Origin of the sequence: Streptomyces deccanensis (assembly GCF_022385335.1) — a bacterium.
In the GTDB taxonomy this organism is placed as follows: Bacteria; Actinomycetota; Actinomycetes; order Streptomycetales; family Streptomycetaceae; genus Streptomyces; species Streptomyces deccanensis.
Genome location: NZ_CP092431.1, coordinates 617,210 through 637,179, shown reverse-complemented (window position 1 = coordinate 637,179; position 19,970 = coordinate 617,210). Strand labels below are relative to the sequence as shown.

General features: G+C 69.7%; 14 protein-coding genes. 3 read left to right on the top strand and 11 right to left on the bottom strand.

Features of this window, described 5'->3' with window-relative positions:
* Position 1: 1 nt before the first annotated feature.
* The 5 genes from L3078_RS02865 to L3078_RS02845 all read right to left on the bottom strand — a co-directional run bounded on the left by L3078_RS02865 (position 2) and on the right by L3078_RS02845 (position 6,497).
* Complete coding sequence (locus tag L3078_RS02865) at positions 2–829, bottom strand: alpha/beta fold hydrolase (RefSeq protein WP_239750432.1); 828 nt, start codon at positions 827–829, stop codon at positions 2–4.
* Between the two features lie 121 nt (positions 830–950).
* The gene (locus L3078_RS02860; protein WP_239750431.1) at positions 951–1,976 is read right to left on the bottom strand and encodes an ABC transporter ATP-binding protein; all 1,026 of its coding nucleotides are present in this window, start codon (positions 1,974–1,976) and stop codon (positions 951–953) included.
* Entirely contained in the window at positions 1,973–3,916 is a 1,944-nt protein-coding gene (locus L3078_RS02855) for a dipeptide/oligopeptide/nickel ABC transporter permease/ATP-binding protein (RefSeq protein ID WP_239750430.1), read from the bottom strand. Before L3078_RS02855 ends, L3078_RS02860 begins: the two co-directional genes overlap by 4 nt.
* Positions 3,917–3,924: 8 nt before the next feature.
* Positions 3,925–4,959, bottom strand: a complete 1,035-nt coding sequence (locus tag L3078_RS02850) for an ABC transporter permease (protein ID WP_239750429.1) — start codon at positions 4,957–4,959, stop codon at positions 3,925–3,927.
* Positions 4,960–4,961: 2 nt separating this feature from the next.
* Entirely contained in the window at positions 4,962–6,497 is a 1,536-nt protein-coding gene (locus tag L3078_RS02845; protein ID WP_239750428.1) for an ABC transporter substrate-binding protein, read from the bottom strand.
* A 516-nt stretch (positions 6,498–7,013) separates the two neighbouring features.
* Between L3078_RS02845 and L3078_RS02840 the strand changes: the two genes are divergently transcribed.
* Positions 7,014–8,009 carry a LacI family DNA-binding transcriptional regulator gene (locus tag L3078_RS02840; protein WP_239750427.1) on the top strand — a complete coding sequence of 332 codons (996 nt, stop codon included), beginning with the start codon at positions 7,014–7,016 and terminating at the stop codon, positions 8,007–8,009.
* Positions 8,010–8,036: 27 nt separating this feature from the next.
* Here the strand turns inward: L3078_RS02840 and L3078_RS02835 are convergent, their stop codons facing one another.
* Entirely contained in the window at positions 8,037–8,264 is a 228-nt protein-coding gene (locus tag L3078_RS02835; RefSeq protein ID WP_239750426.1) for a hypothetical protein, read from the bottom strand.
* 142 nt (positions 8,265–8,406) lie between these two features.
* Here L3078_RS02835 and L3078_RS02830 point away from each other — a divergent pair, with 142 nt between their 5' ends.
* Entirely contained in the window at positions 8,407–9,633 is a 1,227-nt protein-coding gene (locus L3078_RS02830; RefSeq protein WP_239750424.1) for a PucR family transcriptional regulator, read from the top strand.
* Here the strand turns inward: L3078_RS02830 and L3078_RS02825 are convergent.
* A complete protein-coding gene (locus tag L3078_RS02825) occupies positions 9,623–11,494 on the bottom strand; it encodes an alkyl/aryl-sulfatase (RefSeq protein WP_239760185.1) in 1,872 nt (623 codons plus the stop codon). The two genes, L3078_RS02830 and L3078_RS02825, sit on opposite strands and share 11 nt — an antisense overlap.
* Before the next feature lie 328 nt (positions 11,495–11,822).
* On the opposite strand from L3078_RS02825, the gene L3078_RS02820 reads away from it, so the two are divergent.
* Positions 11,823–13,880, top strand: coding sequence for an alpha-L-fucosidase (locus L3078_RS02820; protein WP_239750421.1), 2,058 nt, complete (start codon positions 11,823–11,825; stop codon positions 13,878–13,880).
* 103 nt (positions 13,881–13,983) lie between these two features.
* Here L3078_RS02820 and L3078_RS02815 read toward each other — a convergent pair whose 3' ends face one another.
* The 4 genes from L3078_RS02815 to L3078_RS02800 all read right to left on the bottom strand — a co-directional run bounded on the left by L3078_RS02815 (position 13,984) and on the right by L3078_RS02800 (position 19,961).
* Entirely contained in the window at positions 13,984–15,951 is a 1,968-nt protein-coding gene (locus L3078_RS02815; RefSeq protein ID WP_239750420.1) for a glycoside hydrolase family 97 protein, read from the bottom strand.
* A 109-nt stretch (positions 15,952–16,060) separates the two neighbouring features.
* Complete coding sequence (locus tag L3078_RS02810) at positions 16,061–18,448, bottom strand: carbohydrate binding domain-containing protein (RefSeq protein WP_239750419.1); 2,388 nt, start codon at positions 18,446–18,448, stop codon at positions 16,061–16,063.
* Positions 18,445–19,026, bottom strand: a complete 582-nt coding sequence (locus L3078_RS02805; RefSeq protein ID WP_239750418.1) for a hypothetical protein — start codon at positions 19,024–19,026, stop codon at positions 18,445–18,447. Before L3078_RS02805 ends, L3078_RS02810 begins: the two co-directional genes overlap by 4 nt.
* Complete coding sequence (locus tag L3078_RS02800) at positions 19,023–19,961, bottom strand: glycoside hydrolase family protein (protein ID WP_239750417.1); 939 nt, start codon at positions 19,959–19,961, stop codon at positions 19,023–19,025. The genes L3078_RS02805 and L3078_RS02800 overlap by 4 nt, the downstream gene beginning before the upstream one ends.
* Positions 19,962–19,970 lie beyond the last annotated feature (9 nt).

Sequence of the window (19,970 nt, the reverse complement as noted above, 5' to 3'; positions counted from 1 at the left end):
GTCACGCACTCCCTCGTGCCGCGTTGTCCTGGATCTGGGTGATGATCTGTGGCCAGAGCGGCTGGGGAAGCTCGTGGCCCATGCCGGGGTGGATGGTCAGCTTCGAGTCCGCGATCAGTTCGTGCATGACCTCGGACGCGTCGGGGCCGATCAGGCGGTCGCCGTCGCCGTGGAGGATGGTGGTGGGCACGGTGACGCGGTGCAGGTGCGGCGTGCGGTCGGGGGAGTTGTCGAGCGCCTGCAGCTGTCGCTCGATGCCGTCGGGGTCGTAGTCGCGGTCGTACATCTGACCGCCGAGCTCGCGCAGCCAGGTGATGTCCTGGGCGTATCCCGGTGAGGCGCACACCGCTTCGTTCTCCAGGTACAGCGCGATCGCCTCGTCGCGGTCACGGGCCCGGGGGCGCTGTGTCCGCTCGTCGACCAGGTCGCGTCCGGCGAGGAAGTCCGTGCTGGGCGCGGTGTAGATCAGGGCGAGGGTCAGCACGCGCGCGGGGTGGTCGAGGGCGAGTTGCTGGGCGACCATGCCGCCCATCGACTGTCCGACGACGTGTGCCGCGGGGATGTCGAGCGCGGTGAGCAGGCCCGCCGTGTCGTCCGCCATGTCGGCCAGGGTGTAGCCGCCCTGCGGGAACTTCTGCGACAGGCCGACGTCCCGGTTGTCGAAGCGGAGGACGTGGAAGCCCGCGTCGGCGAGTCGCCCGCAGAAGTCGGCGCGCCAGCCGAGCATGTGGGCTCCGAGGCCTTGGATGAGCAGCAGTGGAGGCTGGTCGGGGTCGCCGAAGGTGTCGTAGTGGAGCGACACGCCTTCGGGCGTGGTGACGACGGTCATGGAGTCTCGTTTCGGTTGTCGGATCGGGCGACTGCCCACGGTCGGCGCACCGGCGACGAAGGAACGTCGAGCCATGGCCGCCGGGCCCGACGCGTGGGCGGGCGATGACGGGTGCTGCGGGTTAGGCCCGGCCGGTGGCGACGTCGAGCCTGCGACCGGGTTCGGCCGTCGGCGTGAGGTCGAGGTCCCGCCACCGGTGACAGGCGACGGTCGTGCCCGCCGGGGTCTGTTCGAGCGGTGGCCGTTCGGCATGGCACAGCGGGGCGGCGTGTGGGCAGCGGCCGGCGAAGGGGCATCCCGCGGGGGAGACAGGGCCTCTGTTGTCACCCGTACGTACGCGTCGCAGACGGCGTTCCGCCTGCCGCACCGGGTCCGGGACGGGCGCCGCGTCGAGCAGGGTCCTGGTGTACGGGTGCGCCGGAGTCGCGTAGACCGCGTCGGCGGGGCCCTGCTCCATGATCTGTCCGCGGTACAGGACCATGATCCGGTGCGAGAGGTGCCGGACGACGTCCAGGTCATGGGCCACGAACAGGTAGCCGAGGGCGAACTCGTCCTGCAACTCCCGGAGCAGGTTGAGCACTTGGGCCTGGACCGAGAGGTCCAGCGCGCTGACCGGTTCGTCGCAGATCACCAGCCGTGGTCGTGCGACGAGGGCACGGGCGATGGCGATGCGCTGCCGCTGGCCGCCGGAGAAACTCGACGGGTGACGGTCCGCGGCGGTCGCGGGCAGTCCGACCCGCTCCAGCATGGCGACGACCCGGTCACGGACCTCGTCCGCGCCCAGCCTCTCCGCCCGCAGTGACTCGCCCAGCGTCTGAGCGACGGTCCGGGTCGGGTTCAGGGAGCTGTACGGATCCTGGAAGATCACCTGCAGGTCGCGGCTGAGCGCACGGCGCCGTCGGTGGTCGGCCCGGGTGATGTCCTCGCCGGCGAAATCGATCCGGCCGCCGGTCGGCGACACCAGGCCGAGCACGGCCCGGCCGATGGTGGTCTTGCCGGAGCCCGATTCGCCCACGACGCCCAGGGTCTCCCGCTCGGCCACGGAGAAGCTGACGCGGTCGACGGCTCGCAGGACGGGCGAGCCGTGTCCGCGGCGGAAGTGCACCGACAGATCGCGGACTTCGAGGAGGTTCGTCTCGTCGTTCACGACACACCTTCGATCTGGTGGGCGTAGAGGCAGCGGGCCTCGTGGGAGGCGCCGATCTCGAGGAGGGGGATCTCGCCGCCGCCGCACCGCTCGGTGGCGTGCGCGCACCTCGGCCGGAAGTGGCAGCCCCGCGGCCACGAGCCCGGCATCGGGACCGCGCCCGGAATGGTGGGCAGCACCGCCGAGCCGTGCCGGCTGTGCGGGTTCGAGGCGAGCAGTGCCCGGGTGTAGGGGTGGTGCGGGTCGCCGAACAGCTCCTGCACACCGGCGCGTTCGGCGACCTGGCCGGCGTACATCACCACGACCCGGTCGCACATGTCGGCGACCACACCCAGGTCATGGGTGACGAGCATGATCGCCATGCCCCGCTCACGCTGCAGCGTGCGCAGCAGATCGAGGATCTCCACCTGGATGGTGACGTCGAGGGCGGTGGTCGGCTCGTCGGCGATCAGGAGCTTCGGTTCGCCGGCGAGGGCACGCGCGACGACGACGCGCTGCGCCATGCCGCCCGACAGCTCGTGCGGGTAGCGGCGCGCCACGAGATGCGGCTCGGGGAGCTGCACCCGCTCCAACAGCTCGACGGCGCGCTTCTTGGCCTTCGCGCGGCTCATTCCGGTGTTGGTCCGGACGGCTTCGGCGAGTTGCCGGCCGATCCGGAAGGCGGGATCGAGCGCCACCATCGGTTCCTGGGAGACGTAACCGATCTCGGTACCGCGGACGGCCTGGAGTTCGGACTCCGGCAGGGCCGCGAGGTCCCTGCCGTCGAAGAGGACGTGTCCGGAGTCGATCCGGCCGCCGCCGCCGAGCAACGCGATGACGGCGAGGGCCGTCGTGGTCTTCCCGCAACCCGACTCTCCGACGACTCCGACCGTCTCCCCACGCGCGATGTCGAAGGACACACCCTCGACCGCGCGGACGGGTCCGGTGGGCGTCGCGTAGGACACCGTGAGATCGCGGACCGAGAGCAGGCTGTCGTTCGTGCCCGGCACGACAGTGGCTGCTGCGGCGGCTCGCGTGGGCGCACTTCGGTGCCTGTCGCCCAGCGGAAGAGCGGACTTGGGGGACCAGCCCTCGGTGCTCGCGTCCCTGACCGCGTCGCCGAGAAGTCCGAACGCCAGCACGGTCAGCGCGATCGCCAGGCCGGGTGGCCAGATCAGCCAGGGCTGCTGGAAGAGGGCGCCGACCCCGTCCGCGACCATGCCTCCCCAACTGGGCTGCGGAGGCGCGGCGATGAGGGAGAGGAAGGCCAGCCCGGTCTGCACCAGAAGGGCGGTGGCCGCCAGCAGAGAGGCCTGCACGATGATGGGACCCATGACCCGGGGGAACACGTGTCGGGTGATGATGTAGGTCCGCGACATGCCGGACACCCGGGCGGCGGCGACGTAGAGCTGTTCACGCACCGGCAGCGTCGCGGCGCGCACGACGCGCACCAGACCCGGCGCGGCCAGGACGCCGAGTGTCACCATCGCGGCTGCCACGCTCTGGGGGAAGACCGAGAGCACGACGATGACCAGGATGATCGCCGGCAGCGACAGCACGAGGTCCGCGACCCAGGTGATCGCCCGGTCGACCTTGCCGCCGACGTAGCCGGCCACCAGCCCGACGGGGATGCCCAGCGCCAGGACGACCACCATCGCCTCGACGACGCCGACCAACGTGACCCGGGTGCCCACCAGCAGTCGCTGGAGGACGTCACGGCCCAGGCTGTCGACGCCGAGGGGGTGTGCGCCGCTCGGGCCGCGCAGGGCGTTCCCGAGATCGCCGGCCCTTTCGGTCCCGACCTGCGGCAACAGCATCGGGGCGGCGACGGCGATGACGACGAGGATCGCCAGGTACACCAGGCACACGACGGCCAGCGGCCGTCGCAGCAGACGGCGCACGAAGCGAGAGTTCGCCGAGGGTGATGCCGTCGGTTCGGCATCGGCCACAGTCTCTGTCACGGTCACGGTCATGCTGCGCTCACTCTCGGATTGAGCAGGCCGTAGGCGAGATCGACCGACAGGTTGACGACGATGACCACCACGGTGAAGACCACCGCGACCGCCTGGACCGTCGGGATGTCGTGCGCCAGGGCCGAACCGACCACGAGCGAACCCAGGCCGGGCACGGAGAAGACGCTCTCGATGAGAACGGCGCCGCCCAGCAGGCCGACGGTCTGGACACCCAGGACGGTGACGACCGGGATGGCGGCGTTCTTGAGGGCATGCCGATAGATCAGCGACCTGCGGGAGACCCCGTTGGCGGCGGCCATCCTGATGTACTCGCTGCCGAGCACGTCGAGCATGGACTCCCGGGTCTGCTTCAGGACCGCGGCGACGGAGCCGAGGGACAGCGCGGTCACCGGCAGCACCAGCGACCGGGCCCAGTCCTCGGGCGATTCGGTGAACGGCACGTACCCGAGCGCGGGGAACCATGCGAGCTTGATGGCGAAGACGACGACCAGCACGGAGCCGACCCAGAAGATCGGCAGTGCCCAGCCGACGAGAGCGACCGCGTCGACCGCCCTGCCGATGACTCCACCACGGACGGCACTGAAGACGCCGAGGCCGACGCCGGCCACGACGCTCACGAGCAGCGAGCCGACGATGAGTGACATGGTGACCGGCACTCGACTCGTGATCGATTCCAGGACCGGGGAGCCGTTGGTGATCGAACTGCCGAAGTCACCCGAGAGCGCACGGGCCAGCCAGTGCCAGTACTGCTCGTACACCGGGAGGTCGAGCCCGAGTTGCCCGCGCAGCGCTTCGTACTGTTCCGGTGTGCCACTGGTGCCGAGGATCGCGCGGGCGGCGTCTCCCGGGGTGAGCGACAGCAGCAGGAAGTTGAAGCTCGACACGACCAGCAGCAGGGGGACCGCCGTGACCATGCGGCGGGCCAGCAGCGAGGTGATCCTGCGACCGCCGGTGCCGCGTCTGCGGAGGGTGCGCCCGCGAGGGGAGCGCGTGAGCGGCGCTCCCATCGCGTCGATCGAGGTGTCGGCCATCGTCAGCCCTTCCAGCCGAGGTCGGCACCGAAGACCACCCAGGAGCCCTTCTTGACCCCGGTGATGTGCTCGTTCATGCCCCAGGGGATGTGGTACTCGTAGATCGGCACGTTGAACGCCTGCTCGGTGACCGCGCTGTTGAGCTTTCTGAACGTCTCGGCCGCCTGGCCGCCCTGTTGTGACTGACCCTTGCGGTAGAGCGCGTCGATCTCGGCGTTCGACGCACCGAAGGGGTTGATCGAGGCTTTGGGGCCGTACAGGGTCGAGTACGCGAGGACCGTCGGGGAGGTGTCCGGTGTCCATTCGAAAGCGGCGAACTTCTTCGACAGGGCCTGTTGGACGAAGTCGGTGGTCGCCGGGGTGACCTTGACGCGCACGCCGATCTTCTCCCAGTCCTTCGCGACCGCCTGCATCGTCGGGTCGCCCCAGTTGCCGACCAAGCCCCCCGGGTCCACCACGTTCATGCTGAACCCCTTCGCGTAGCCGGCCTCGGCGAGCAGCGCCTTCGCCTTCTTCGGGTCGTAGGGGTAGCGGTTCTCCAGGGCCGGGTCGGTGTACTCGGTCTGGTACTGCGAGGTGGGCCGGCCGTACTCGCCGACCATCGCCTTGGTGATCGCCTCACGGTCGACGGCGTAGTTCAGCGCCTGCCGGACCCGGACGTCGCCGAGAGGCTTGGTGGCGGTGCCTTCGCGGTCGGCGAGCGTCACCGCCACGGTGCCGCTGCGCCAGTGCATCACCTTCACGCCCGCCTTCTCCGCCGCGGGCGCGGTGGAGGGGTCCAGGGTGCCGAAGTCGATCTGCTCGGCCTGGAACGCGCGCAGCATCGCGGACGGGTTGGGGATGATCCGGACGGTCACCTTCTTGAAGCGGACGGCCGACGGATCGTGGTAGTGCTTGCTGGGCACGAGGGTGTAGTGGTCGCCGGTCACGGACTGGGCCGGGTCCAGGACGTAGGGACCGACGCCGTACGTGCCCGTCGCCAGGCTCGCGGGGTCGGCGACGGACTTGGGGCTGGAGACTGCGCCCCGGTTTCCGTACTGGGACAGCAGCAGGGGCACGATCGGGGACGGCGAGGCGAGGTTGAGCCGGACCGTGTACTCGCCCTCGGTCTCGACGGAGCCGATCGCGAGCGAGGTGACGTACGGTCCGGGCTGCTTGGCGAAGTACTCCAGCCAGGTCTTGACCGCCGCCGCGTTCAGCGGACTTCCGTCGGTGAAGCGGATCCCCTTCTTGAGGGTGAACTCGAAGACCTTGTTCCCGTCTCCGACGTACTTGTAGTCGCTCACCAGGGCCGGGCTGGCGGTGTAGTCGGCGTTCATGTGGAACAGGGACTCGTTCGTCAGCGAACGCAGCACGTTGGGCGCGCCGCCGCCGTCCTTGGCCGGGTCGAGCGTGAACGGGCCGAACGAGAGGCCGATGCGGAGCTCGTTCGCGCCTGTGCGAGCGGCTCCGTCCCCGCCGCTGCCGGCGCCGCATGCTGCTGTGCCGAGTGCCAGTGCCGATGCGGCGAGCAACGCGATCAATGGTCTGCGGTTCATGCGTGTTCTCCTGGAGAAGTCTTGGCTGGGCCGCGAGTGGCTGTGAGCACGCGTCGCCACCTGTGCGAGGGCAGCGGGTGATCGCCGGCCGGTCCACTGGACGGGTGTCCGCCGAACCTGGTGGTCAGGGCGGGGGCGGGGGTAACCGCGTCGGGCGCGGCAGGGCCCTGGCCGTCGCGTGCAGCAGGGCTCGGGTGGGTCGCAGGGGTGCGACGCGGAAGCGCCGTGGTCACCGGACCGGATCAGCGGCGGCAGGTGGCACGCGGCCGGATGTCGTCACGGTGCTGACGGGGATCGTGTCGTCCATGACAGATCTCTCTCGTGTGGACCCACCCCGTCGGCGCCTGCGAAGACGGTGATCGATCGGGGTGGCGGCTCGGGCAGATCAGGTGCGGGGCGTCCGTCCCCCACAAGCCATTGCGGCGACCGAAGCTGCGATCTAATACGTATTAGATCGCCTGGTGGCCGTAACGTAGCCTGTGTCCGAAAGCGTGGCAAGGGGTTCGGGGAGGGGCATTGCCGAGGGTCACCAGCAAGGACGTGGCGCGGGAGGCGGGCGTCTCGCAGACCACCGTGAGCTTCGTGCTCAACGGCAGGGAGGAGCACGGCCTCTCCGCGGAGACGCGCCGTCGCGTGCTGGAGACGGCGAAGCGGCTCGGCTACGTGCCGTCGGGGGCCGGCCGTGCGCTGCGCAAGGGCCGGAGCAGTGTCGTGCTCTGCGTGATTCCGGACTTCCCCGTCGCGGAGGCCATGGAGCAGTTCAAGCTGGCCCTCGGCCGGTCGCTGGGCGAGGCCGGTTACACCTGCGTGTACCTGCACCACGCCGGGACGGCCACGCCGCTGGCAGAGCTGTGGCAGCACGTCCAGCCCGCGGTGGTCGTCGCGTTCGGCAGCCTGCCGCCCGCCGACGCGCAGTCCCTGCACCGGGCGGAAATCCCGCTGCTCGACGGCGTGTTCACGCCGGACGGCACCGGCCTGACCGGGCTGAACCAGGAAGACATCGGACGGCTGCAGATCGAGCACCTCGCGGCCCGTGGGCACCGGCACATCGGCTACGCCGCGCTGGACGACCCACGGGAACGGCCTTTCTGCCTGCCGCGCCTGGAGGGAGCCACCCGGGCCTGCCGTGATCTCGGGCTGCCGGCGCCGCAGGTGGTCAGCATGCCTTACTCGCGGGCCGGCGCCCGGGCCGCCGTCGTGGAGTGGACGAGGGGCGCCACCCCGGTCACGGCGGTCGCCGCCTTCAACGATCTGATCGCCCTCGCGGTCCTGGCGAGCTGCCGTACGCAGCACGTCGTCGTCCCCGACGACCTGGCGCTCATCGGCGTCGACGACCTTCCCCTGAGCTCGCTCGCGGTACCGGCCCTGACCACCATCGGGATGGACCTCACCGCGGCGGCCGACAACCTCACCGCCGGCATCCTCGCGGCGGTCGGGGCTCCGGCTCCAGCGGCGCCGAGCGGGCCCGCCGCGGGCGACATCCTGGCGCTCGTGCAGCGCGAGACCACGTAGCCGCGGTCATTGTCAGGGATATTGAATTCACCCGCTCTCGCGGGGCGCTGTCGCGACTCCCCTGACGTCTCCGGGCAAGCGGACGAAGTCCCCGGCGGCCAAGTCCACCGGTTCGTCGAGGGGGCCGGTGCGCAGCTTCCCGGTGATCACGCAGATGTGGTGCAGGGTGCGTGCGGCATGCGGCGCCACGGTCTCGGGATTCGTGCCACTGGCGTCATCCGACGGCTCGCCAACTGCCGTGGTGTGCTGGGTCATAGGGGGAGGGGGCTCCTTCGCGCAGTCGTGTCACCGGCGTGGCGCCGATCCTGCTGGCTGCGGGCACGGGAGAACACCCATCGGCATCACAGTCGTACGCGCCCGCTACTGTGACGGATCACAATCGGTGGGGAGGTGAGCCATGGCGTACGAGGAACAATCCCGACCGGCTTCCGACGACCGTCCGCCGGGTCTGTCGCCCGCCGCGGCGGCGCTCGCGGCCCGGTGCGAGGCGCAGGTCAACGAACTCGCCCGGCGCATGGCCCGGGGCGCGTTCGAGCAGGTGCGCGGCTACACCGAGCTGCCGGGTGACGTGAAGGACGTGGAGATCGCCGCCACGGCTCGGCACGGCATACGGCTCTTCCTGCGCGGCGCCGCCGACGGATCCCGGTGGGACTCGCTGGAGTACTTCCAGGAACGCGCCGCCCAGCGAGCCGAGGAGGGCATGCCGCTCCACCTGCTGCTGCGCACCTACACCCTGGGCGCACGGGAACTGTGGCGGGCCCTGCGGGAGATGGCCGGCCCCGGCGAGCAACAGGCCCTGGCCGAGCTGACCGAGGCCCTGTTCACGGCAACCGATCAGGTCGTGGGCGCCGTGGCGGAGAGCTACCTCGACGAGCGGGTCGCCCTCGCCTCCGAACGCCACGAGCAGAACCGCTCCCGCGCCCGGGCCCTGCTGGACGGCCGGCCGGTCGTCGACGGGGCCACGCCTGACGGGCCCGTGCTGGTGCTGTTCGTGCGGTTCGGCACGCCGGCGGCCACCGACGGGCCTTCCCCGGTCACCGTCCGGCGGCTGCTGCGGCGCGTCCAGGCGGCACTGGACCGGGCCTTCGACACGGAGGTGCTCGCCGTGCTCGACGGCGACGGCGGGCACGTCGTCGTCCCCGGAGTGACCGAACCGCCCGCTCGGCTGCGGGAGTCGCTGCGTGAGACGGCGGGACCGGAGCTCCGGCTGGCGGCCGCTGCCGCGACGACCGTCGGCGACGTCCCGCGCGCCGCGCACCTGACCTCCGAGGTGGTCCGGGTCGCGGCCGCCTGCGGTGTGCGGCCCGGAATCCACCGGCTCGAGGACGTGCTGCTGGAGTACCACCTGTCCCGCCCGAGCGAGGGCAGCGCCCGCATCGTCGCCATGCTCGACCCCCTCGACGACCGCCCCGAACTCGTCGCGACCCTGCGCACCCACCTGGAACAGCGTCAGGACCGCCGGGCCACCGCCCACCTGCTCAACCTGCACCCCAACTCCGTGGACAACCGGCTCGCCCGGATCCAGGACCTGACCGGCCTGGACCTCGCCGACCCCCGGGACGTGGCCCTGACGCTGGCGGCCCTGCTGCTGCGCGACGCCGACACCGGTGCTGTCACGGAGTGACGAGGGCGAAGTCCGGGTCCGGTGATTCCAGCAGAGAGCCGAACGTGATCAGGGCGCCGGCGTCGCCGTCGAGCACGACGGCCCCGCCCATGATCTCGTCGGCGAAGGTCGTCGCCCCGCCCAGAACCGTGTTCAGGGTGGTGCGGGCCAGCCGCAGCACCACGGCGGGCCGCTCACCCCGCGGAGCGTCACCGCGCATCGGGGTGAGCGCCCCGTTGGACAGCAGCAGCGTCCACACCTCGCCGGTGTCGGTGAACTCCCAGCGCAGCAGCAGGCGGCCGGCCTCGGCCGCGCGCGGGCCGTCGACGCGTACGGCCATGGACTGGAAGATCTGCTCGGCCGTCAGCGCGGCCAGCACGTCCGGTGCGGTGGGCGTCGGCGTCCCGAGGATGCCGTCGCGCAGTTCGGCGGCGCCCATCAGGTAGAAGTTGCGCCATGGCCCGGACTCGGAGCCGTGCCCGAGCCGCTCGAAGGTGTCGGCCTGCAAGGCGCGAGCCTCGGGGTGGCCGCGTTCGGCGAACAGGACGTGGCTGAGCACTTCCGCGACCCACCGCAGGTCCCCGGCCTCGTACGACGCGCGCGCCTTGGCGACCACCGCGTCGGCTCCGCCCATGAACTCCACGTACCGGACGGCGGCTTCGGTGGGCGGATGCTGCCACAGGTGGGCCGGGTTGCCGTCGAACCAGCCCATGTAGCGCTGGTAGACGGCCTTGGCGTTGTGGCTGAGCGTGCCGTAGTAGCCGCGCGCGTGCCACGCGCTGTCGAGCGCGGGCGGGAAGGCCAGCTCCTCGGCGATCTCGGCCCCGGTGCACCCGGCGTTGATCAGCCGGACCGACTGGTCGTGCAGATAGGCGTAGGCGTCGCGCTGCTCCTCCAGGAAGCGGATCGCCCGCTCCTGGCCCCAGGTGGGCCAGTGGTGCGAGGCGAAGACGACGTCGGTGTCGTCGGCGAACAGCCGTACCGTCTCGGTCAGATACCGCGCCCAGGCGCTGGGGTCCCGCACCAGCGCCCCGCGCAGGGTGAGCACGTTGTGCAGCGTGTGACAGGCGTTCTCCGCCACGCACAGCACCCGCAGATCGGGGAAGTGGAAGTTCATCTCCGCCGGAGCCTCCGTGCCCGGCGTGAGCTGGAAGACCATCCGTACCCCGTCGACGGTCTCCGCCTGGCCGGTGCGGCTGATGTCGACCGTCGGCGCGATCAGGCCGACGGTGCCGGTCGACGTCGTCTGCCCGAGCCCGCAGCCGATCTGCCCGGCCGGCCCCTTCGGCAGCGCGGCCCCGTACATGTATCCCGACCTGCGGGCCATCGCCGTCCCGGTGAAGACGTTCTCGCTGGCGGCGTGCTCCAGGAACCCGGCCGGGGCGATGACCGGCACCCGCCCGGCCGTGACCTCGGCCGGATCGACGACGCCGCGGACACCGCCGAAGTGGTCGACGTGCGAGTGGGTGTAGATCACCCCCGTCACGGGCCGTTCGCCGCGGTGCTCCCGGTACAGGGCGAGGGCGGCGGCGGCCACCTCGGCGCTGATCAGCGGGTCGATGACGACGACACCCCGCTCGCCCTCCACGAAGGTCACGTTCGACAGGTCCAGGCCGCGCACCTGGTAGATCCCCGGCACGACCTCGTACAGCCCCTGCCGCGCCACGAGCCCGCTCTGCCGCCACAGCGAGGGATGGGCGGTCGGCGGACACTCCCCGTCCAGGAAGCCGTACGCGTCCGCGTCCCACACGACGCGGCCGTCCGCGGCCCGCACCACGCCGGGCTCAAGGCGGGCGATGAACCCCCGGTCCGCGTCGGCGAAGTCCCGGTCGTCGTCCCAGGCCAGGCCACCGCCCGTGGAATCGTGCCGCCTGCTGGTCATGGTCGTCTCGCTGCTGGTCATGGTCGTCGATCCTCACAGTTGCGGGCCGGTGGCGCCCGATGACGCATCACAGAAGATCCGCTGACCCGTCACAACCGACCGGGACGCCGGGCTGCGCGGTCCGGGAAGAGACCACCTCGATAGATCCGATGTATTGAGGGCGTTCTCGCAGTCGACCGACGTTCTCCCGGGCTCGGCCGCGCCTTCCGAAACTGCCTTCTTGCTGAGCTGATTTGGATGAATCCTGTCTCAGGTATAGACGCGGCCACCTTGGGACTCCTATAAATCCATCCGATGTCTCTTGTGCCCTGACAGATGGAGCCGCGCCATGTCCTCTGCCTCCCTCAGCAGACGCTCACTGATGAAGGCCGCCGCCCTCGCCGGAGGAGTGGTGGCCTTCGGGCTGCCGCAGGCCCTGTGGGCCCCCAGCGCCGAGGCGTACACCGTCCCCTCGAAGATGGACTGGTGGTACCAGGCCAGGTTCGGGATGTTCATCCACTTCGGGTCCTACTCGCACCTCGGCCAGGGTGAATGGGCGTTCGACAATCAGAACTGGAGCAAGGCGGACTACCAGAACGAGGTCACCGAGCCCTTCAACCCGACAGCGTTCAACGCGACCACCATCGCCGAACTCGCCAAGAACGCCGGCATGAAGTACGTCGTGATCACCGCCAAGCACCACGAGGGCTACGCGATGTGGAACTCCGACGTGGCGGGCTTCACCGACACCACCGGCACCAAGCAGTACAACCTGCGTGACTACAACGGCATCCAGACCGACCTGCTCATGGACCTCAAGACGGCGTGCGAGAGCCGGGGCCTCAAGTTCTGCCTCTACTACTCGATCCTCGACTGGAACCACCCGTCCCAGACCGACCGCCACGAGGGCGGTCTGACCACGATGTCCTCGCAGGCCGCCCGCACCGCCTACATCGCCGACATGAAGGCGCAGCTCCAGGAGCTGCTGGACCGCTACGACCCGGCACTGCTGTGGTTCGACGGCGACTGGTTCGCGGAGCCCTCCAGCCCCACCCTGGAGGACTGGTGGCTGACCTCGGACGGCGAGGACCTCTACGACTGGCTCATCGCCCGCAAGCCCGACCTCATCGTCAACGAACGTGTCAAGCGGGACCACGGCCTCGGTGACTACGCGGTCGCGGAGTTCGGGATACCCGACGGACCGATGGGCCGGCCGTGGGAGCGGTGCGCGACCATGAACGGCGCCTGGGGTTACGACGGGGCGAGGGAGAACTCGTACAGGTCGGTCACGGACATCGTCCGAGAGCTCGTGACGGTGGTGTCCCGGGACGGCAACCACCTGCTCAACATCGGCCCCAAGGGCGACGGTTCGGTCAGCGCGGGAAGCCAGACCATCCTGAACGGCCTGGCCTCCTGGATGTCGACGTACAGCGACAGCATCCACGGCACGAGCGGCAGCCCGTACACCACCGAACCCTCGTGGGGGAAGGTCACCAAGAAGACCGGCAAGCTCTTCGCCCATGTCTTCACCTGGCCCACGAACGGCCAGCTCCAGATCCCGGCGATCGACAACACGATCAGCCGCGTCTACCTCCTGAACAACCCCTCGGTCTCGCTCTCGTACACCGTCACCGACCAGATCAACGTCACCGTGCCGAGCACCGCGCCGGACGCCCGGGACTCCGTGGTGTGCGTCGAGGTCCAGGGCATGCCCGTGCGGGGTTCCACGGCGACGGTGTTCCAGAACGTCAACTACCAGGGCAGCCGCGCCGAGTTGCCGGTGGGCTCCTACACCTCCGCCGAGCTGACCGCCGCTGGCCTGGGGCCGGCCACGGCCTCCTCCATCCGCGTGGCCGACGGCTACCAGGTGACGGGTTACTCCGGGAACAACTTCACCGGCACCGCCTGGACGTTCACCTCGGACACCCCCGACCTGCGGGTGACCGGCAACAACGACGCCATCGCCTCACTGAAGGTGATGTTCAAACCCTCCACGTACCTCCGCCTGGTCAACGTCACGAGCAACCTGGCGCTGGACAGCGGCGGCAACGTCGCCAGCGGCTCGAACCTGAAGCAGTACCAGGTGATCGACCACGCCAATCTCCAGTGGCAGGCGGTCGAACTCGGCAACGGCTACTACCGGCTCGTCAACCGCACCAACGGCATGGTCGCCGACGGCTGGGGCTCCACCGCCGACGGCGCCCCCGCCCGGCAGAAGGCCTGGGACGGCAGCCAGACCCAGCAGTGGCAGATCACCCACCGCGGCCAAGGTCAGTACTCGATCGCCAACCGCAGCACGGGACTGGTTCTCGACAGTGGCGGAAAGGTCGCCTCGGGGTCCGTGACCAAGCAGTGGACCTGGCAGCAGAGCAACAACCTGCTGTGGACGATCAAGCCGGTCGGCTGACCGACGCCACCCGACGCAGGCTCGCGGACCGGGCACGGTCGTGAGCGTGCCGGATCCCCGCGCCCAGCGGGGATCCGTACGGGGCGGCGTGGGGCCAGGGGAGTCAGCTCGGCCTGAGGATGACCGCCTGACCACCCGCGCTGGTCATCGCCACGCTGAGGGTCGTCGACGAGGTGACGGTCCGGGTGCTGACCACCGTGGGCGTGGCACGCGGGACCGTTCCCGCCGGGCCGTCGGCGTAGACGGTGGCGGTGTAGGTGACGCCGGCGTCGAGGAAGTCCAGCGGGACCGACAGGGTGCGTGCGGTCTCGTTGGTCATCGCCCCGAGGAACCACGTGGTGCCGCTGCGGCGGGCGACCGCGATGTACTCGCCGATCGAACCGGTGAGGGTCGTGCTCTCGTCCCAGGTGGCGGGGACGGCGTCGAACCACGACAGTCCGGGCCAGTTGGCGGTGGTGGCGTACGACGACGGTGTGGAGTACCAGTAGAGGAAGTTGAGCGGCTGGTAGTACACCGCCGCCATCGCCATCTGGTGGTTGTTGGTCGTCTGGTTGCGGGACTGCCCGTAGCAGATGGTGTAGTCCATCGGTCCGCCGACGTTGCGGGCGAAGGGCAGAGTCACGTTGTGGGTGGCCGTGGGGAACTGCTCGTTGCCCCGGACGCCCTCCAGGCTGATCCAGTTGGGGTAGGTGCGCTCGTAGCCGAACGGCCGCACGTTGTCGTGCATGTCGATCAGCAGGTTGTACTTGGCGGCCGTCTTCGCCCAGGTGATGATCTGGTTGGTCATGGCCTGGGTGCCGTCGTTGATGAAGCCGAGCTTGATGCCGGTGACGCCCCAGCTCTTGTAGAGGGCGAACAGGCTGTCGGGGTTGGTCAGGGCCAGCCGGTTGACGTAGAGGAAGACGCCGATGCCGTTCGTCGTGGCGTGGTTGATCACCATGGGCAGGTCGATCTCCGCGATCGCCGTGGTCGCGTCGGTGGTGGTGAACTCCGGCCCGTACCAGCCCGCGTCGTACTCGATGTAGTCCAGGTTGCGGGCCACGGCGAAGTCCACGCCGGCGATTCCGGCGGCGGTGGTGAGGTTGCAGCGGAACACCTTGCCCGGACGGATCCACGACGTGTCGGCCAGGGCGCCCGCCGGGGCCAGGTTGAGGACCAGTTCGGCGTTGTCGACGAGGTCGGCGTCCGAGGAGCCGAGGACGAGCACCCGCCAGGGCGTGGCGAACGGGGTGGTGACGGTCGAGGTGGTCTGCACGGTGCCGCTGCCCCGAGCGGTCTTCTTCATCAGGTACGTCTTGAGGGTGTTGCTCTGTCCGGAGACCGAAGTGAGCATCCCTCGTGGGTAGTTCACCCGGGAGGACTCACAGACGCAGGCGCGCAGCGCGCCGGGCAGGGTGACCAGCAGCGGCATGTCGGTCAGCGGGCCGACGTCCGTGCCGGACGTGCCGGTGGAGGGGATCGCGTCCGGTGCGACGGCGCTGTACACGTTCTCGTCCCGGGCGCTGTACACGAGGGTGCCGCCGGGGAACACGAAGCTGGTCAGCTCGTCGGAGATGGTGGCCCTGCCCGTGCCGAGCAGCGTGTAGCGCAGCGCGACCCCGGTGTCGTAGGCGCGTATCTGGATGCCGAAGGCGATGCCGCTGCCGCTGTCCTGAAGGTTCCAGCGCATCTCCTGGTAGTGGTCGCGGATCGTCGCGTTGCGTCCGTACACCGGGGTCCAGGTGCTGTCCTTGGTCCAGTGCTGGTAGTTCGTCATCACGGTGTTCGCGGTGCCCAGCGTGGTGCCGTCACTCAACGCGAGTCCGAGCGCCGAGGTGTCGACGACCGTCGCGCCGGCGCGCTTGACGGACCAGGTGAGCGCTCCGCCGACCAGCGACACCGTGATCTTGTTGCTGCCGTCCGGTGACGTGGCGGTCATGGCGGCGTCGGCCGCGTGGGCCGCTCCCGTGCCGGCCAGGCCCAGTGCGGCGGCCCCCGCCGTGACCGCCGCTGTCCTGAGGACCCCGCGCCGGGACACCGTTCCCGGGCGGGCGACTCCGGGCAGACCGGGCTGACTTGCTGACGTTCCCATGGTCGTTTTCCACCTCTCTGTTGAATCCCATGAAGAAGACATCGACACAAGGCGCGCGTGGGCGTCCCGCACGGTCCTGGCCCCGTGCGGGACGCCCACGCGCTGCCGATCACTGCTCGGTCAGGGTGACCTCGTCGCAGTAGCCGTCGCCGCTTCCGGAGACGAGGTGGCAGTAGACGCGAGCGGTCGTCACACCTGCCCCTGTCGTGAAGGTCGTCGACTGCTTGGAGTAGGTGCTCGACGTGGTCGAGGCGCTCGTGACGGCGGAGCCGTTGTAGAGCTTGGCCTCCAGTGCCGTCGCGGTGCCGGCGGTCTGGCTCCTGATCGCGCCGCTCAGCCGGTAGGTGGTGCTCGGCTTGAGGGTGTAGATCAGCTGCCACAGGGTGCCGCCGCTCAGGGACGCGTTCGTCAGTCCGGCGGCGGTGCCGTTGGACGACGTACCCGTGAGTGAGAAGTCACCGTTGCGCCAGGGCACGGTGTGGCCGGACTCGAAGTTGCCGTTGATCACGTGGTTCTTGACGGGGGTGACGGCGAGATCGTCGCAGTAACCGTTCCCGCTGCCGGAGCTCTTGTAGCAGTACAGGCGCACGGTGCCGTTCGCCGCTCCGGTGGTGAAGTCGGCGGAGACGAAGGTCCACGCGGTGCCGCTGGCGCTCGCCACGGTTTCGAGGCCGCCGGTGTTCTTGACGCCGACGTTCATGACCTCACCCGCGACATCGGACTTCACCCAGCCCGAGACCCGGTACGTCGTGCGGGGTGCCACGGGGACGTAGTTCTCCACGGAGGCCGGCGAGGGCCCGACGCGGACCGCGTAGGTGCCGCCGTGGGCGCCCGAGTTCACCACCGAGGCGGAGTTCCACGCGCTCCACGCCGTGAGCGTTCCCTTCTCGAAGCCGAGGTTCTCGTTCGCGAGGCAGGTCGCGTCGGACGGCGAGCTGAACTGGTCGGCGCCGATGTCGGGGGCGCAGACCGAGGGAACGGTCGAGCCCCAGTAGTCCTTGCCGCCGTTGTCGGGCATGACGACTCCCGCGCCGATGGCCGGGGACGACGACGAGCTGATCTGGTAGCCCGCGACGCTGTTGATGCCCGTGCCACCGCTGCCGGGCGAGGTCAGCAGGGGATCGCCGGTGATGTTTCCGTTGCCGGTCGGCTCACTGGAGGGGTGGTTGCCGTAGAAGAGGTTGTTCCGCCAGGAGAAGTTCGAGGCGGGCTGGCCGCTGGTGTAGACGTAGCCGCCGCTGCCCAGGTTGTAGATGAGGTTGTTGGCGAGGGTGAGGTCGTTCCAGGCGCCGTCGACCTCGAAGACGTTCGCGGTCGATCCCGAGGGGATGTAGATGGTGTTGTTGTAGAACTGGGAGTCCTGCGAGCCGAGCATGTTGACGACCCGGAGGCGGTCGTCCTCGCTGACGTTGTAACGGACCACGGCGTTACTGCTCAGGCGTGACCCTCCGCCGCAGCCGCAGAAGAGCAGGAACCCGCCCTCGTTGTCGTGGCTGTAGTTGTACTGGACGACCGTGCCGTCCTGGCCGTAGTCGACGTCGAAGCCCTGGCCGTCGGGGTTCCCGGTGAGCTTCTTGGTCCCGTAGGCCTCGTTGTACTGGATCACGGTCCCGTCGGAGTCCCAGGCCCAGATGCCGGCGTTCGCCGCGTTGGGGGCCTTCGCCGCGTTGTAGACGACGTTGTGCTCGATGAGAGCGTCCTTCGACATCTGCACCACGATGCCGTCTCCGTCGGTGTCATGAACGGTGTTGTTCCTGACGACGACGCCGGTCCACGGGGTCCAGGCGGGGTTGTTGCAGCCGATGGACGGCCGGCACAGCCAGGTGCTGGACATGTTGATGCCGCTGCGGGCGATGTTGGCGACGGTGTTGCCGTCGATGACGACGTCGTCGAAGGCGCTGGGCGTCGTGGTCCCGAGAACGGCGAAGAGGATGCCGGCGCTGCCGTCGACCTCTTTCGAGTTGTTGCCGTTCACGTCATGGATGTTGAGGTTGCTGACCTTGTAGTGGTTGCCGGTGCCGTAGTTCTCGAGCACCACGTACACACCGCGCCGCGCGTTGGCGCCCTTGACCGCGCCGGTGTTCGTGATCTCCAGGTTGGAGATCTCCCAGTACTCCTGGTTGTGCAGGTAGATCGCGTCCGTGGCACCGCCTGCGGCGATGATCGGCAGGGCGCCCGTGCCGTAGGCGTCGATGGAGATCGACCCGTCCGCGGCGCTGCCCGAACCCAGCGGGTGCAGGGTTCCGTTGCAGGTCGTCCCTCTCTTCAGCAGCAGCTGGTCTCCCGGCGCGAAGGTCTTCGCGTTCGGGCCGGCCAGCGAGTTCCAGGGCGAGCCGGAGGTGCCGGTCCCGTTCGCCGCCGCCGAGCAGTCCACGTAGTAGGAGGTGCCGGCCGCCTGGGCCTGCACCGCCGGCGTGAGCACTACCGCGGCGCAGGCGAGCAGCATGGTGACGACCAGGCCTGCGACGAACCGTCTTATGTCGGTGACATGTCTCATGGTGCTTCTCCCCGCACAACATTGTCGGGATGGGTGGTGGGGCTCGCCGTGCTCTTGCGGAGCGCGGCGACGATCGCCTGCGTCGGAGCGGGCTGGTTCGCCCAATCGGCGGCCACGTGTCCGTCGGCGCCGATCAGGAGTGTGTGGAGCTGTCCGTCCTTGGACAGCCGGGTACCGGCGGACGGCGAGTCCGCGGCGACCACGAGTTCGGGCGGGATGGACCAGTTCGCCGCGAAGTTCTTGAGTGCGCCGTCGGTCGTGCGGCCGTCGGAATCGGTGATGAGGACCCGGACCTCGGGGTACTGCAGCGCCACGCTCTTGAGCGACGGGATCTGGCTCCGTGCGTGCGTGGCGCCGACGTCTCCCTGGTCGTCGACGGGGAGGGCGGCTATGAGGGTCGGGCCGGTGACCTCGATCCGGTTGCCGTCGAGCAGGGCCACCCCGGAGCCGGCCGGTTGTTCCTCGGCCTGGCAGGCGGTGACGAGCAGGAGCGCGGGAATCGAGAGGAGCGCGGCGACGAACCTGGTGGCCGCCGGGCGCCGACGTGCCCGCCTGGTCGCGTGTCGGATTCCTGTCATCGGACCGGCCCTTCGAGCGGAAGGACGGGTGCCTGAAGGGCTTCGTCGCGGTCGCACACGAGGGTGTCTCCGCTCACCCGCAGGCGGGAGACCTGGATCGAGCTTCGGCGGTCGTCGCCGTCGCCGTCCGCGCAGCGCCCCGGGTGCGTGAAGTAGAAGACGTAGGCGCCGAGTTCACTGGTGACGACATCGGCGTGGTAGCCGTATCCCCCGTCGTCCGGGCCCTGTCCGGGAAGGTCGAGGACGAGTCCCCGCGGTTCCCAGGTCTCCAGGTCCCGTGAGTGAAGAACGCGCAGGCCGTGCCATTCGTCGACGAGCATCCAGTAACTGCCGCCGAGTTCGAAGACGTTCGGGCCTTCATGCTCCGAGCACTCGACGGCGGGACCCCGGACGGTCCACCGCGCCAGGTCGTCGCTGTCCGCCGCGTAGGTGTGCGCGTGATCGGCCTCGTCCTTGTACCACATGCGGTAGCCGCCGGTGGGGAGCCGCAGGACGCAGGCGTCGATCACCCTCTCGGAGGAGAGCGACAAGGTGGACCGGTAGGTCCAGGTGAAGAGGTCGTGGCTCGTGTAGTGACGGATCACGCGTGCGTGGCCCGCCCACTGGGTGGGAACACCGCGGATCACACTGACGTACATGTGGTACTCGGTGCCGTCGTCCACGATCTCGGGCGCCCAGTAGGTGTGGCGCCCGGGCTCGATGTCCAGCCCTTCGGCGATGCCCCGGTACAGCCAGGTGGCGCCGCCGTCCGCGGAGGACGCGATCCCGATGTCGGACCCGTGGACCCAGCTCACGTCGTTCATCGGCGGCGCGTCGGCGCGCCGGCTCGTGTAGAACATCCACCACTCGCCGGCGTGCCGGTTGAACACGAGCGTGGGGTCGGTCGCGCCGTCGTGAACGGGGTCGCGGAACAGGGGGCGGGCCATGGCTGTCATCGGGTTCTC